Here is a 14,679-nt window from a genome sequence, read left to right on the forward strand (position 1 = left end):
AGCGGTGGGCTGAAGCCCACCCTACGCCCGCCTTGCGCACGGCCGAGTCACAGGCTGGGCGCGGGAACGAGAACGGGGCCCGTGGGCCCCGTTGTCATGACGCGGTGGATCAGTCGATCCGCAGGACCTTGGCGAGGACGATCTTCGGGCCCTTCATTTTCTTGACGATGATGCGCAGGCCTTCGGTCTCCAGCACTTCTTCCTCTTCGGGAACCCGGTTGAGGCTGTCGTAGATCAGCCCGGCCAGGGTGTCGGCCTCGACGTGGTCGAGGTCGATGCCGAGCAGGCGCTCGACCTTGAACAGCGGGGTGTCGCCGCGCACCAGCAGCTTGCCGGGCTGGTAGGCGAGCACGCCGCGCTCGGTCTTGCGGTGTTCGTCCTGGATGTCGCCGACCAGCACTTCGAGCACGTCTTCCATGGTCAGGAAGCCGACCACCTTGCCGTCGGCCTCTTCGACCAGGGCGAAGTGCGCGCCGCCCTGGCGGAACTGCTCCAGCAGGCGCGGCAGCGGCATGTGCTTGCTGACGCGTTCCACCGGGCGGGTGAGTTCGGCGAGGTCGAAGGACTCGGGCAGGCTGTCCAGGGCGGACAGGGCCAGGAGCAGGTCCTTGATGTGCAGGACGCCGATGAACTCGCCCTTGCGGTCGTCGTAGACCGGGTAGCGGCTGTACTTGTGGCGGCGGATGACGCCGAGGATGTCGGACAGCGGGGCGTCGTGCTCCAGGTAGATCAGGTCTTCCCGGGAGTTGGCCCAGTCCACCACTTCCAGCTCGCCCATCTCGACGGCGGAGGCGAGCACGCGCATGTCCTGGTCGCTGGGGTCGCGGGCGCGGCTGGAGTGCAGGATCAGCTTGAGCTCGTCACGGCTGTAGTGGTGCTCGTGGTGCGGGCCGGGCTCGCCCTGGCCGGCGATGCGCAGGATGGTGTTGGCGCTGGCGTTGAGCAGCCAGATGGCCGGGTACATGAGCCAGTAGAAGAGGTACAGCGGCACCGCGGTCCACAGCGACAGCAGCTCGGGCTTGCGGATGGCCCAGGACTTGGGCGCCAGCTCGCCGACCACGATGTGCAGGTAGGAAATGACGAAGAAGGCGGCGAAGAAGGAGATGCCGTGGAGCAGTTTCTCCGATTCCACGCCGACGGCGCTGAGCAGCGGGCCGAGCAGGTGGGCGAAGGCCGGCTCGCCGACCCAGCCGAGGCCGAGGGAGGCCAGGGTGATGCCCAGCTGGCAGGCGGAGAGGTAGGCGTCCAGCTGGTTGTGCACGGTGCGCAGGATGCCGCCGCGCCAGCCGTGCTGGTCGGCGATGGATTCCACACGGGTGGCGCGCAGCTTGACCATGGCGAACTCGGCGGCGACGAAGAAGCCGTTGAGCAGCACGAGGAAGAGGGCGAACAGGACGAGGCCGAAATCGGCGAAATAGCTGGAGAAGGTGGAGCTTGTGGAAGGGTCCATTAGGGGTCAGGGCTGGCGAATGATCGGCTAAGGGTGAAGGCTGGGCCTTGAGTTTGCAAGCGGGCGGAAGGCCCCGGGAGCATGGGGCCCAGGGGGCGCCGTGATGCCTGTCTCAGCGCTCGCCGGCCACCTGTGCGGGGGGGAAATGGCAGGTGAAGGTGCTGCCGTGGTTGAGCACGGAGCTGATGTCCAGGCGGGCGCGGTGGCGGATCAGCACGTGCTTGACGATGGCCAGGCCCAGGCCGGTGCCGCCGGTGTTGCTGGCGCGGCTGGAGTCGACCCGGTAGAAGCGCTCGGTCAGGCGCGGCAGGTGCTTGGCTTCGATGCCGATGCCGGAGTCCTGCACGGCCAGGTGCGCGCCCAGTTCGTCACCCCACCAGCGGATGCGGATGTCACCGCCGTCGGGGGTGTACTTCACGGCGTTGAACACCAGGTTGGAGAAGGCGCTGCGCAGTTCGGCCTCGCTGCCGCGCAGGCGCACGCCGGCGTCGGCCTCCAGTTCGATGCGGTGCTGGCGGCTGCCGGACAGGGCGAGGGCGTCGTGGCGGATGCTCTGCAGCAGGGCCTCGACCTCCACCGGCTGGTTGTCGGAGGGGTAGTCGGTGGCTTCCAGCTTGGCCAGCAGCAGCAGGTCGTTGAGCAGGTTCTGCATGCGCCCGGCCTGCTGGTGCATCTGTTGCAGGGCGCGGCCCCAGCGCGGGTTCACGTCGTCGACGTTGTCCAGCAGGGTCTCCAGGTAGCCGGCGATCACCGTCAGCGGGGTGCGCAGCTCGTGGGAGACGTTGGCGACGAAGTCCTTGCGCATCTGCTCCAGCTGGTGGAGCCGGGTGATGTCGCGCACCAGCATCAGGTGCTCGCGGTTGCCGTACTGGGTGATGTGGAACTGCAGGCGCAGGCGGTCGTTGACCGGTGAGGGCAGTTCGAGGGCCTCGCGGTAGTTCTCCTGCTCGAAGTACTCCTTGAAGCGCGGGTGGCGCACCAGGTTGGTGACCGGCTGGCCGCTGTCCTGGGGGGTCTTGAGGCCCAGCAGGTTTTCGGCGGCGCGGTTCCACCAGTCGAGGTTGCCTTCGCTGTCGAGCATCACCACGGCGTCCTTGAGGGCGGCGGTGGACTCCTGCACGCGGTCGATCACCGCCTGCAGGCGCCCGCGCACGCGCTGGTCGCGGCGTTGCAGGTGGTAGATGCTGTCGAACACTTCGCCCCACAGGCCGTAGCCGTCAGGCGGCGGCTCGTCGGGTTTGTGCTCCTTGAGCCATTTGTGCAGGCGCAGCAGCTGGCTGAGGGTCCAGCCGAGGTAGGCGCCCAGGCCGATGGCCAGGGCCCAGCCGTATTCACCGGAGATGAAGCCGGCGAGGAGGCAGGCACCGAGCAGGAGGATCAAACGGCGGATTACGGCACGGCGCCAGTCCTGGTTCAACGGTCGCGTCCTTGTACGGCGAGGGCTCTAGCCCTTGGTGGAGAAACGATAGCCGGTGCCGCGCACCGTCTGCACCAGGTTCTCGTAGGCGTCGCCCAGGGCCTTGCGCAGGCGGCGGATGTGCACGTCCACGGTGCGTTCCTCGACGTAGACGTTGCCGCCCCAGACCTGGTCCAGCAGCTGGCCGCGGGTGTAGGCGCGCTCCTGGTGGGTCATGAAGAACTGCAGCAGGCGGTATTCGGTGGGGCCCATCTCGGCCGGCTTGCCGTCGATGGTGACGCGGTGGCTGATGGGGTCCAGCAGCAGGCCGCCGATCTCGATGGGGGCTTCGCTGTCGGTGGGGCCGGCACGGCGCAGCACGGCCTTGAGGCGGGCCACCAGCTCGCGGGGCGAGAAGGGCTTGGTGATGTAGTCGTCGGCGCCGACTTCCAGGCCCTGGATCTTGTTGTCCTCCTCACCCTTGGCGGTGAGCATGATGATCGGGATGTCGCTGGTCAGGTCGTCGCGCTTCAGGCGCCGCGCCAGTTCGATGCCGGAGGTGCCGGGGAGCATCCAGTCCAGCAGGATCAGGTCGGGCTTGCGGTCGATGATGCTGGCGTGGGCCTGCTGGGTGTTCTCCGCCTCCAGGCACTCGTAGCCGGCCATTTCCAGGGCCACCGCGATCATTTCGCGGATCGGTGCTTCGTCGTCGACGATCAGGATGTTCTTGCCAACCATGTATCCGCCTCGGGTCGCTGGTTCTGAGGGTTTGCGCGCATTAGATAACGGAATTATTGCAGTGATATGACACGACCGTGGCGGAGACGACGGCCGTGCCTTGCCCGTGCTCAGCGCAGGGCGTAGTCGGCCACCACGCCGATGAAGATCGCCAGCCCCGCCCAGTGGTTGTGCAGGAAGGCCTTGAAGCAGGCCTGCGGGTCGCGGTCGCGGGTGCTGTGGAATTCCCAGGCGAAGCAGGCCAGGGCACCGAGCAGGCCGAGGTGGAAGTACAGGCCCAGTTCGAAGCGGCTGCCGGCCAGCAGCAGGCACAGCAGGGCGAGGCCCTGGAGGGTGGCGATGATCACCCGGTCGGCGTCGCCGAAGAGGATGGCGGTGGACTTGATGCCGATCTTCAGGTCGTCCTCGCGGTCGGTCATGGCGTAGTAGGTGTCGTAGGCCACGGTCCACAGCAGGTTGGCGATGTAGATCAGCCAGGCGGTGGCCGGCAGTTCGCCGGTGGCGGCGGTGAAGGACATGGGGATGCCCCAGGAGTAGGCGGCGCCCAGCACCACCTGGGGGTAGAAGGTGTAGCGCTTCATGAAGGGGTAGCAGGCGGCCAGGGCCACGGCGCCGAAGGACAGCCAGACGGTGGTGGCGTTGGTCAGCAGCACCAGGCCGAAGGCGATGGCCAGCAGCACGGCGAAGAACACCAGGGCTTCCTTCGGGCGGATGGCGCCGGTGGCCAGGGGGCGGGCGTGGGTGCGGGCGACGTGGCCGTCGAAGTTGCGGTCGGCATAGTCGTTGATGGCGCAGCCGGCGGCGCGCATGACGGCGACGCCGAGGACGAAGACCAGCACATTCTTCAGGCTGGGGTGGCCGTCGGCGGCGATCCACACGGCCCAGAGGGTGGGCCAGAGCAGCAGGTAGACGCCGATGGGACGGTCGAGCCGGGCGAGCTGGACGAAGTCCCAGGCACGCGGGTGCAGGCGGTTGAGCGATCGCAGGAACTGGATGTACATCGGGGGCCTCCGCTGGACGTGCGGCGGATTATACGGCCTCGATTCCGGCCTGCCGCCACAGCGTGGGGAGGAATATCTCGGCCACCAGCACGCCCAGCCCGTCGCGGCGGAAGCAGGAGCGGCGGCCCCAGAGGCGTTCCTCGCGCACGTCGGCCGGCAGCAGCGACGCCGGGTAGCGGGTGACTTCGATGGCGCCGCGGGTGAAGGCGCGGTCGCTGAACAGCAGCTCGCCGAGGGAGCGGCCGCCGAGGTCGGCCAGGGCCAGGCCGGAGCCTTCCAGGGCCTTGCGGGCGGCGACGCTGCGGGCGAAGACCCAGGGTTCGCCATGGCCGCGCAGGTACACCTCGCGCACCCAGCCCTGGCTGCCGTCGGGCACGCCGAGGGCCTGGCATTCGTCGCTGCGCAGGACCTGCCAGGCTTCGTGGAGCGGGGTGACGCTGAAGGCGCCCTGGGCCTGTGCGGTGAGGCGGCGGGTCAGCGAACCCTGGTCGAACAGCCAGTCGCGCACCTCGGCAGCGGGCGCGGGGTGCAGCTGCTGGGCGCTGAGCCAGCGGGGCGGGTGGACGAGGACGGCGTTCGACACGGTGGACCTGCGGGGGGCTTGGGCGGCGCGGGAGTGTAGCACGCAGCCCGGCGCGCTCCGGACGGGCCCGGTTGTCGCAGGGCGGTGGTCGGCGGGCGTCTTGGCGCTGCCCGGCGATTGGGTTAGGTTGCGCGCGCAACCGTGAGTTTCCCGAGGCAGATATGAAGAAATGGCAATGCGTGGTCTGCGGACTGATCTATGACGAAGCCCAGGGCTGGCCGGACGACGGCATCGCCCCCGGTACCCGCTGGGAAGACGTGCCGGCCGACTGGCTGTGCCCGGATTGCGGCGTGGGCAAGCTGGACTTCGAGATGATCGAGATCGGCTGATCCTCCCGGGCTCCCGCGTTCTGCGTGGGGCCCTGTTTCTCTCCCTCCCCGCTCCTGTCACCCCCTGGTCACGCCCCAACCTCCGTCGGGGCGCGCGGCTGCCTGCTTGGCGAGCGCGGGCGGTTTGGAGTAGGTTCGGCCGATCGTTCCCGCTGGGGTGGAGGTGCGTATGCGCAAGTGGCAATGCGTGGTGTGCGGCTTCATTTATGACGAGGCCCTGGGGCTGCCCGAGGAGGGCATCGCCCCCGGTACGCGCTGGGAGGACGTCCCGGCGGATTGGGTCTGCCCTGATTGCGGGGTGGGCAAGGTGGACTTCGAGATGATCGAGATCCGCTGAGTCCTGGTGGTTTTCTGAGCGACGGCCTGCGGGCCGTCGCGTCGTTTTTCGTCCTAGGAGTGAGTGATGAGTGCACCTGTGGTGATCGTCGGGACCGGCCTGGCCGGCTACAACCTGGCCAAGGAGTTTCGCAAGCTGGACGGCGAGACGCCGCTGTTGCTGATCAGTGCCGACGACGGCCGCTCCTATTCCAAGCCGATGCTGTCCACCGGCTTTGGCAAGAACAAGGACGCCGACGGCCTGGCGGTGGCCGAGGCCGGCGCCATGGCCGAGCAGCTGAAGGCGGAGATCCGCACCCACACCCGCATCACCGGCATCGACCCGGGGCACCGGCAGATCTGGATCGGCGAGGAAGCCGTGGCCTACCGCGACCTGGTGCTGGCCTGGGGGGCCGAGGTGATCCGCGTGCCGGTGGAGGGCGATGCGGGGGACGTGGTGTTCCCCATCAATGACCTGGAAGACTATGCGCGCTTCCGCGCAGCGGCCGCCGGCAAGCGCCGGGTGCTGATCCTCGGCGCCGGGCTGATCGGCTGCGAGTTCGCCAACGACCTGACCCTGGGCGGCTACGAGGTGGAGGTCGTCGCCCCCTGCGAGCAGGTCATGCCCGGCCTGCTCCATCCGGCGGCGGCCGGCGCCGTGCAGGCGGGGCTGGAAGCCATCGGCGCGCGCTTCCACCTGGGGCCGGTGCTGGCCAGCCTGAACCACGCCGGCGAGGCGCTGGAGGCGCACCTCTCCGACGGCACCCACCTCAGCTGCGACCTGGTGGTCTCCGCCGTGGGCCTGCGTCCGCGCACCGCCCTGGCAGCGGCAGCGGGCCTGGACGTGAACCGCGGCGTGGTGGTGGACCGCGAGCTGCGCACCTCCCACGCGAACATCTACGCGCTGGGGGATTGCGCGGAAGTGGACGGTATCAACCTGCTCTACGTGATGCCGCTGATGGCCAGCGCCCGGGCCCTGGCGCAGACCCTGGCCGGTACGCCGACGGCGGTCAGCTACGGGCCGATGCCGGTGACGGTGAAGACCCCGGCCTGCCCGCTGGTGGTCTCGCCGCCGCCCCGTGGCCTGGACGGCGAATGGACGGTGGAAGGGGCCGGGGCGGACATCAAGGCGCTCTGCCGCGATGCCTCCGGGCGCCTGCTGGGCTATGCGCTCACCGGTGCGGCGGTGCAGGAGAAGCTCGCGCTGAACCGTGAACTGCCGCCGGTCTTGGCATGAACGGCCGGCCTTCTGTCGGATCCGCCCTCGGCTTGTAGGTCAAAACTGTCGGACAACACTGGCGCGGGCCTTTGTGGCATGCCATCCTCCCCGAGGTCTGCCGCAGCGCAGAGCTGTTGCGGCGCCTTGGGCGCTGTTCTGGATGAACAGCACGGACACAAAAACAACAAACCGTCACAGAGGCATCTATGCGTAAACCGGAACTCGCCGCCGCCATCGCCGAGAAGGCCGATCTCACCAAGGATCAGGCCAATCGTGTTCTCAACGCCGTTCTCGAAGAAATCACCAACGCGCTGCACCGCAAGGACAGCGTGACCCTGGTCGGTTTCGGCACCTTCGTGCAGCGCCACCGTGGTGCTCGCACCGGCAAGAACCCGCAGACCGGTCAACCGGTCAAGATCAAGGCCAGCAACACCGTGGCCTTCAAGCCGGGCAAATCCCTCAGGGACTCGATCAACTAAGGACAGTGTTCCCGGGGCCCCCAGCCGGCCCCGGGAGCGTTTCAACCCATCTCCAGGCTGGGCTGTAGTCCCGCTCGCAAACCGCTACAATGCGCGCCCGTTCCCCTTCCGACCGAGGCGCTCGCCGATGAAATTCCGACTCCTGCTCTGGGTCCTGGGCCGCATGATGGCCAAGGCCAGCCGTGACAATGCCGCCTTCCGCGAGCAACTGGCCGGCAAGGACCTGGTGTTCCAGCTGCACACCCTCGATGGCAAGGTGGCCCGTCACTTCGTGGTCAAGGACCAGCGCGTCACCAGCAAGCGCGGCGTGGCGGCTTCGCCGGCCTTCGCCATCGGCTTCAAGGATGGCGCCTACGGGTTCGCCACCATGAACGCCAAGAACAAGCAGCTGGCCTTCATGCAGGGCATCCAGAACAAGGACATCCAGATCCAGGGCAACCCGGCGCTGGTGCTGTGGTTCCAGGGCCTGACCAAGCACCTGGTGCCGAAGAAGAAGCCTGTCGACAAGCAGGCGGCCTGAGCCCCTTCGCTGGTGAGCCTCCAGGCGTTTCGCTAGGCTGAACAGGCGCGTTCCGTGAGGCACGCGCCCGCGTCGTCCTGATGGAAGCCTGCCCATGCGAGTCCTGATCGCCCTGCCCCTGCTGCTCGCCAGCGCCGCTGCCTTCGCAGCCCCCACACCCCCTGCCCCCGCCCAGCTGGACCGTGCCTTCGAACTGGCCGGCGTGCGCCTGCTCTGCGAGCAGAGCGGCACGCTGTTGCAGCGGGGTGCCCCCGAGTCTTATCAGAAGCAGCTGGCCAGCGCCTTTGCCGCCGAGGCGGTGTGCGCCGACCTGGCGGCGGCCGTGGCCCCTCGGCTGGAGGCGGCGCAGCTGGCCGAGGTCGAGCAGGCGCTGGACAGCGAGCTGGCCCGGCGTTTCACCGCCGCCGAGCGCGAGGTAGACGACGGGCTGGTGGACTACCGCAAGCAACTGGCCGACAAGCCGCCCCGTGCCGACCGCGTGGAGCTGGTGCACCGCCTGGACCGCGCGGCCCGCACCACCGACCTGGCGGCCCTGCTGCGCTACGAGGTGGGCAAGACCCTGGCGCTGCTCAGCCTGCGCCAGCGGGGCGAGCGCATCAGCGAGCCGGCCCTGGCCCAGCAGACCGCCCAGCAGGCCGAGGGCATCCACGCCAGCAGCGCCCAGGCGGTGGAGTCCTTCATGCTCTATGCCTACCGGCAGATGCCCAGCGAGCAGGTCCAGGCCTATGCCGAACTCTACGAGCGGCCGGCCGTGAAGCGCCTGCTGGATGCGAGCCTGGAGGCACTGCCCGGGGTCTTCGCCAAGCGCCGGGCGCTGCTCAAGTAGCGGGCGGTTCCGCGTGCAACAAAAAGGGCCCCGAGGGGCCCTTTTTCGTGAAGCGCATGGCTCAGTGGTTGAACTGGGAGGCCAGCTCGCGCAGCGCGGCTTCGGCTTCGAGCACCTTGTTCACGGCGTCGTCGGCCTTCTCCCGGGACAGGCCCAGGCGCTCGAACAGCTCGTCCGGCAGGGCGATCTGCGGGCCCATGCCGATGCCCCGCTGGCGCAGCAGGCCGACGGCCAGGGTGACCAGGTTGGGGTAGGCGTGGTTGGCGCCGTCGTAGTTCGGGTCGTGCTGGAAGCGCAGGGCGGCGGAGAGCTCCTCGGGCATGTCCCAGAAGCGCATCAGCCAGCTGCCGATCTGCTCGCGGGTGATGCCCAGCAGGTGCTGCTCGATGTAGCTGTGGGGTAGGTGCGGGTTTACTTCCAGGTGCCGGCAGATCAGCGAGAAGTGCGGCGGGAAGACGTGGGCCAGGACCAGGTAGCCGAAGTTGTGCAGCAGGCCGCCGAGGTAGGTGAGGCCGGCCTCCGGGCGCTGGGCGCGGGGGATGGCGCGGGTCAGGCCTTCGATCACGGCGGCGGTGTAGACCGCCTGCTGCCAGTAGGGCGTGGCCTGCTGGGGCTGGTCCTTGGGCAGGCTCAGGGTCTTGCCCAGGGCCAGGCCGAGGGCCAGGTTGATCACCAGATCGAAGCCCAGCACGCGGACGATGGCGTCCTCCACCGAGCGGATCTTGCCCGGCGCGGCGTAGTACGGCGAGGCGGCCCAGCTCACCACCTGGGCGGCCAGGGCCGGGTCGGTCTCCACCACGCCGGTGATGTCGTCGACGGTGGCATTGGGGTCGACCCGCAGCTTGATGATCTTCTGCGCGGTTTCCGGCAGCGGCGGGATCTCGATGGTTTCCTCGAGGCGCTGCTGGATGCGTCGGGCGGTGAAGGCCTGGACGGCCTGGCTGATCTCGGCACGGTCGTCGTCCGGGCGGTCGAGGTTCAGGCGGATGCCATCCAGCGGCTCGCCGAAGCGGGCGGCGCTGGCCTTGCTGAGCAACTGGCGGTACTGCTCGGTGGGGATCTCCAGCACCAGGCCGGTGTGCCCGGAGTCGATCAGCAGCGAGGGCTCCTGCAGCAGGCGCTCGTCGTACAGGCACGGCGAGCTGGTCAGCGGCGGCAGGGCCGGCAGAGTGTTCAGGTCGTGCTTGCCGAGCATGCGCTCGAAGCGCTCGGGCTTGATGGTGACCAGCTTGCGGCCGGTGAGCTCGGCGAGGCGGTTCAGGTCCAGCAGCTGGCTGCGCGGGTAGAGCACCAGCAGGGCGCCGACGGCATCCTCCAGCAGCACCGCCTGGACCCGGCGCTCGGCCGGCAGGTCGGGCGTGTCGGCGCGGACCTGGCTGGCGATGCCCAGCTTGTCCAGCAGTTGCAGGATCACGTCGGGTGCGTGGGGTTCCTGGTCCGGGGCGAATGCGACTTCGGTCATGGCGTTATCCGGCTTCAAAGCGACTGCCCGGAGTATAACGAGCAGCCATCAGGACTGATGGGTCAGGCGACCGGCGCACTGTGCGCTGGATCACACTTGCCCGTATTGCTGGCCGTGTCTCAGCCAGCGCTCCAACAACGGACTCACATGCTGCGGCCAGCGTTCCATCAGGGCCTGGGCGGCGTCGCGCACGGCCGGCAGCAGGTCGGCATCGCGCATCAGGTCGGCCACCTTGAACTGCAGCAGGCCGGTCTGGCGGGTGCCGAGCATCTCGCCGGGGCCGCGCAGTTCCAGGTCCTTCTCGGCGATGACGAAGCCGTCGCAGGTCTCGCGCATGATGCCCAGGCGCTCGCGGCCCAGCTGCGACAGCGGCGGGTGGTAGAGCAGCACGCAGTGGCTGGCGGCGCTGCCCCGGCCGACGCGCCCGCGCAGCTGGTGCAACTGGGCCAGGCCAAGGCGCTCGGGGTTCTCGATGATCATCAGGCTGGCGTTGGGCACGTCGACGCCCACCTCGATCACGGTGGTGGCCACCAGCAGCTGCAGTTCGCCGCGCTTGAAGGCGTCCATCACGGCGGCCTTCTCGGGGGCCTTCATGCGCCCGTGGATCAGGCCGACGCGCAGGTCGCCGAGGGCCAGGGAGAGTTCCTCGTAGGTGGTCTCGGCGGCCTGGCAGGTCAGCTCTTCGGACTCCTCGATCAGGGTGCAGACCCAGTAGGCCTGGCGCCCTTCATGGCAGGCGGCGCGTACGCGCTCGATGACTTCCTCGCGGCGGTTGTCGGCCACCAGCACGGTGTTCACCGGTGTCCGCCCGGGGGGCAGTTCGTCGAGGATGGAGGTGTCCAGGTCGGCGTAGGCGCTCATGGCCAGGGTCCGCGGGATGGGGGTGGCGGTCATGATCAGCTGGTGCGGGCTGAGGCGGCCGTCGATGCCCTTGCGGCGCAGGGCCAGGCGCTGCTGCACGCCGAAGCGGTGCTGTTCGTCGATGATCACCAGGGCCAGGCGGCGGTAGGTCACTTCGTCCTGGAACAGCGCGTGGGTGCCGACCACCATCGGGGCGCCGGCAGCGATGCGTTCGAGGGCGGCGGCACGGGCCTTGCCCTTGAGCTTGCCGGCGAGCCAGGCGACTTCGATACCCAGCGGCTCCAGCCATTTGCTGAAGTTGAGGTAGTGCTGCTCGGCGAGGATCTCGGTAGGGGCCATCAGCGCGACCTGGTAGCCGGCCTCCAGGGCCTGCAGGGCGGCCAGGGCGGCGACCACGGTCTTGCCGGCGCCGACGTCGCCCTGCACCAGGCGCAGCATGGGCTCGGGCTGGGCGAGGTCGTAGGCGATCTCGGCGGCGACGCGTTGCTGGGCACCGGTGGGCTGGAAGCCCAGGTTGGCCAGGTAGCGACGGGGCAGGTCCTTGGCCGGGGGCAACTGCGGTGCGGCCTGGGCCCGTTGCTGTTCGCGCAGGCGTTGCAGGGACAGCTGGTGGGTAAGCAGTTCCTCGAAGGCGAGACGGTGCTGGGCCCAGTGGCGGCCTTCGGCGAGCTCTTCGAGGTCGGCATCCGGCGGCGGCCTGTGCAGGTAGCGGATGGCTTCGTCCAGCGGGCCGAGGCGGTAGTCGCGGGCCAGTTCGTCCGGCAGCCAGTCGGGCAGGCTGTGGGGGCCGAGGCGTGCCAGGGCGAGCTGGCTGAGGTTGCGCAGGCGTTGCTGGGTCAGCCCTTCGGTGGTCGGGTAGATGGGCGTTAGGGTCTGCTCCACCGGCGGCGGCTCGTCGCCGTTCAGGGCGCGGTACTCGGGGTGGTAGATCTCCAGGCCGGAGGCACCGGGGCGGACCTCGCCGTAGCAGCGCAGCTGGGTGCCACGCTTGAGGCCGTCCCGCTGAGCATTGCTGAAGTGGTAGAAGCGCAGGCTCAGCGAGCCGCTGCCGTCATGCAGGCGCACCAGCAGGCTGCGGCGCTTGCCCATGACCACGTCGGCGCCGGTCACCTGGCCTTCGATCACGGCATCCTGGCCGGGGCGCAGGGCGCCGATGGGCACCACGCGGGTGCGGTCCTGGTAGCGCAGCGGCAGGTGGAAGAGGATGTCTTGGAGGTTCTCCAGGCCGACCCGGGCGAGCTTTTCGGCCAGCGCCTCGCCCACCCCCTTGAGCGCGGTGACCGGGACCTGTGCCAGTTCGGTCATGTGGCGCTGGGTTCGCCTTCAGCCTGGGGGCGGGCGACCGAGCAGAGGCGGATGGAGTCGGCCAGCACTTCGATGGCGCGGGGGCGCGGGAAGCTGGCGCGCCAGGCGATGGCCACGGTGCGGAACGGCACCGGCGGGGTCAGCGGGCGGACCTCGATGACGCCGGGGGCGTAGTGGTGGCTGTCGACGGCGGAGAACGGCAGGATCGAGACGCCCAGGCCGGAGGCGACCATGTGGCGGATGGTCTCCAGGGAGCTGGATTCCACGGTGGTGTGGCGGGCGGTTTCCTCGCTGCCCTTGCGCAGGGTCGGGCAGGCTTCCAGCACCTGGTCGCGGAAGCAGTGGCCCTCGCCGAGCAGCAGCAGGCTCTTGTCGTTGAGCAGCTCGCTGTCGATGGTCTTCTTCGCCGTCCAGGGGTGGTCGGCGGGCAGCAGCACGTAGAAGGGCTCGTCGTAGAGCGGCTTGGTCAGCACGTCGGCCTCGGCGAACGGCAGGGCGATGATGATCGCGTCCAGCTCGCCGGTGCGCAGCTTGTCGCGCAGGACGTGGGTGAAGTTCTCTTCGATGTACAGCGGCATCTGCGGGGCGACCCGGTGCAACTGGGGAATCAGGTGCGGGAACAGGTAGGGGCCGACGGTGTAGATGGCGCCGAGCTTGAGCGGGGCGGCCAGCTGGTTCTTGCCGGCCTGGGCCAGCTCGCGGATGCCCTGGGCCTGTTCGAGGACCTTCTGGGCCTGGGTGACGATGCCCTCACCGACCGGCGTCAGGCGCACGGCGCTCTTGCTGCGCTCGAAGATCAGTACGCCCAGTTCGTCCTCGAGCTTCTTCACCCCGACGGAGAGGGTCGGCTGGCTCACGTGGCAACGTTCGGCGGCACGCCCGAAATGCTGTTCCTGGGCGAGGGTGACGATGTAGCGCAGTTCGGTGAGGGTCATAGCGATTTTCCATTGAAGAGGCGCAAGCATAGCGGCTGCAGTCAATGGAACCAACCGCTGTGCCGCCCCGGGCGGGGCGGCGGTCGCTCAGCGGCGATCCTTGCGCAGGGAGTAGACGAAGGGGGCCGTCACTTCCCGCGCGCCGTTGACCAGGATCTCCGGCGGCGGCGGGGGCAGCGGCTGGGCGCGGCGGATCATTTCCAGGGTGGCGCGGTCCAGCGAGGCGCTGCCGGACTTGCCGGTGAGGGCGTAGGCCAGGACCTTGCCTTCGGCGTCCACCGTGAAGCTCAGGCGGTTGACCCCTTCGATGTTGCGACGGCGGGCGTCCTCGGGGTAGCGCTTGTACTTGGCCAGGTGCGCCAGCAGCTTGCTCTGCCAGGTTTCGCGGGCCTGGGTCATGGCGCTGGCCATGCTCTCCTGCTGGGCGGCGGGCTTGGCGTCGCTCGGCGGTGCCGGCGGCGTGGGCGCGGCCACCTGCTCCTTGGGCGACTCCTGCTCCTGGGGCTTCTGCTCGGGCTTGGGCTCCGGGGGCTTGGGCTTCGGCGGTTTCGGCTTGGGTTTGGGCTTCGGCGCGATGGCGATGGTCGGCTTGGGCGCTTCGGCCAGCTTCGGCAACGGCTCGGGCTCCGGCTCCACCTGGGGCGGTGGCGGCGGGGCGGGTGGCGGCGTGGGGGCCGGCAGCGGTTCGAGCTGCACCATCATGGCCGGCGGCGGCAGCTCGATGGGCTCGGCGCTGACCTTCCAGAACAGGGCCCAGCAGAACAGGGCGACGTGCAGGCCGAGCACCACCAGCAGGCTGATGGCCCAGGACAGGTTTCGCTTTGCCTGGCTCATCTAGTTCCCGACCGTCTCGAGTCCCACCAGGCCGATCTTCAGGTAGCCGGCGCCGCGCAGGGCGTCCATCACTTCCATCAGCCGGCCATAGTCCACCGCCTTGTCGCCACGGACGAAGATGGTCTTTTCCTTGTCGCCGCCGGTGCGCTGGTCGAGCACGGCAGCCAGTTGCGCCTGGTTCACCGGGTCGTTGTCCAGGAACAGGCTCTTGTCTTCCTTGATGCTCAGGTAGATGGGCTTGTCCGGGCGTGGCGCGGGCTTGGCGGTGGAGGCTGGCAGGTCGACCTTGATGTCCACCGTGGCCAGGGGCGCCGCGACCATGAAGATGATCAGCAGCACCAGCATGACGTCGATGAATGGGGTGACGTTGATCTCGTGGCTTTCCTGGAGATCGTCACCGCCTTCGTTCAGATGCAGTCCCATGGA

16 protein-coding genes are annotated in these 14,679 nt (G+C 68.9%); 6 read left to right on the plus strand and 10 right to left on the minus strand.

Annotated elements, in window-relative coordinates:
• Window positions 1-109 precede the first annotated feature (109 nt).
• The 5 genes from BM198_RS00065 to BM198_RS00085 all read right to left on the minus strand — a co-directional run bounded on the left by BM198_RS00065 (window position 110) and on the right by BM198_RS00085 (window position 5,168).
• A complete protein-coding gene (locus BM198_RS00065) occupies window positions 110-1,450 on the minus strand; it encodes a hemolysin family protein (RefSeq protein WP_074966925.1) in 1,341 nt (446 codons plus the stop codon).
• A 112-nt stretch (window positions 1,451-1,562) separates the two neighbouring features.
• Window positions 1,563-2,867, minus strand: a complete 1,305-nt coding sequence (gene phoR / locus BM198_RS00070; protein WP_044401457.1) for a phosphate regulon sensor histidine kinase PhoR — start codon at window positions 2,865-2,867, stop codon at window positions 1,563-1,565.
• 27 nt (window positions 2,868-2,894) lie between these two features.
• A complete protein-coding gene (phoB, locus tag BM198_RS00075; RefSeq protein ID WP_044401460.1) occupies window positions 2,895-3,584 on the minus strand; it encodes a phosphate regulon transcriptional regulator PhoB in 690 nt (229 codons plus the stop codon).
• A gap of 110 nt (window positions 3,585-3,694) precedes the next feature.
• A complete protein-coding gene (ubiA, locus tag BM198_RS00080) occupies window positions 3,695-4,585 on the minus strand; it encodes a 4-hydroxybenzoate octaprenyltransferase (protein WP_074966926.1) in 891 nt (296 codons plus the stop codon).
• Between the two features lie 28 nt (window positions 4,586-4,613).
• Entirely contained in the window at window positions 4,614-5,168 is a 555-nt protein-coding gene (locus BM198_RS00085) for a chorismate--pyruvate lyase family protein (protein WP_074966928.1), read from the minus strand.
• A 161-nt stretch (window positions 5,169-5,329) separates the two neighbouring features.
• On the opposite strand from BM198_RS00085, the gene BM198_RS00090 reads away from it, so the two are divergent.
• The 6 genes from BM198_RS00090 to BM198_RS00115 all read left to right on the plus strand — a co-directional run bounded on the left by BM198_RS00090 (window position 5,330) and on the right by BM198_RS00115 (window position 8,856).
• Window positions 5,330-5,497: a rubredoxin gene (locus BM198_RS00090; protein WP_044401468.1), complete on the plus strand. Its 168-nt coding sequence runs from the start codon at window positions 5,330-5,332 to the stop codon at window positions 5,495-5,497.
• 169 nt (window positions 5,498-5,666) lie between these two features.
• A complete protein-coding gene (locus BM198_RS00095) occupies window positions 5,667-5,834 on the plus strand; it encodes a rubredoxin (RefSeq protein WP_044401471.1) in 168 nt (55 codons plus the stop codon).
• Between the two features lie 66 nt (window positions 5,835-5,900).
• A complete protein-coding gene (locus BM198_RS00100) occupies window positions 5,901-7,049 on the plus strand; it encodes an NAD(P)/FAD-dependent oxidoreductase (protein ID WP_074966930.1) in 1,149 nt (382 codons plus the stop codon).
• 188 nt (window positions 7,050-7,237) lie between these two features.
• The gene (locus BM198_RS00105) at window positions 7,238-7,510 is read left to right on the plus strand and encodes an HU family DNA-binding protein (RefSeq protein ID WP_044401477.1); all 273 of its coding nucleotides are present in this window, start codon (window positions 7,238-7,240) and stop codon (window positions 7,508-7,510) included.
• Between the two features lie 127 nt (window positions 7,511-7,637).
• A complete protein-coding gene (locus BM198_RS00110) occupies window positions 7,638-8,030 on the plus strand; it encodes a helicase (RefSeq protein ID WP_074966932.1) in 393 nt (130 codons plus the stop codon).
• A 94-nt stretch (window positions 8,031-8,124) separates the two neighbouring features.
• Entirely contained in the window at window positions 8,125-8,856 is a 732-nt protein-coding gene (locus tag BM198_RS00115) for a hypothetical protein (RefSeq protein ID WP_074966934.1), read from the plus strand.
• A 61-nt stretch (window positions 8,857-8,917) separates the two neighbouring features.
• Here BM198_RS00115 and BM198_RS00120 read toward each other — a convergent pair whose 3' ends face one another.
• The 5 genes from BM198_RS00120 to exbD all read right to left on the minus strand — a co-directional run bounded on the left by BM198_RS00120 (window position 8,918) and on the right by exbD (window position 14,676).
• A complete protein-coding gene (locus BM198_RS00120; protein ID WP_074966935.1) occupies window positions 8,918-10,318 on the minus strand; it encodes an aminoacyl-tRNA deacylase and HDOD domain-containing protein in 1,401 nt (466 codons plus the stop codon).
• 90 nt (window positions 10,319-10,408) lie between these two features.
• Window positions 10,409-12,484: an ATP-dependent DNA helicase RecG gene (recG, locus tag BM198_RS00125; RefSeq protein ID WP_044401489.1), complete on the minus strand. Its 2,076-nt coding sequence runs from the start codon at window positions 12,482-12,484 to the stop codon at window positions 10,409-10,411.
• A complete protein-coding gene (locus BM198_RS00130) occupies window positions 12,481-13,419 on the minus strand; it encodes a hydrogen peroxide-inducible genes activator (protein WP_044401492.1) in 939 nt (312 codons plus the stop codon). The genes recG and BM198_RS00130 overlap by 4 nt, the downstream gene beginning before the upstream one ends.
• A gap of 87 nt (window positions 13,420-13,506) precedes the next feature.
• Window positions 13,507-14,253 carry an energy transducer TonB gene (locus BM198_RS00135; protein WP_074966937.1) on the minus strand — a complete coding sequence of 249 codons (747 nt, stop codon included), beginning with the start codon at window positions 14,251-14,253 and terminating at the stop codon, window positions 13,507-13,509.
• A complete protein-coding gene (exbD, locus tag BM198_RS00140; protein WP_044400642.1) occupies window positions 14,254-14,676 on the minus strand; it encodes a TonB system transport protein ExbD in 423 nt (140 codons plus the stop codon).
• Window positions 14,677-14,679 lie beyond the last annotated feature (3 nt).

The sequence above is a fragment of the Metapseudomonas otitidis genome (genome assembly GCF_900111835.1).
Taxonomy (GTDB): domain Bacteria; phylum Pseudomonadota; class Gammaproteobacteria; order Pseudomonadales; family Pseudomonadaceae; genus Metapseudomonas; species Metapseudomonas otitidis.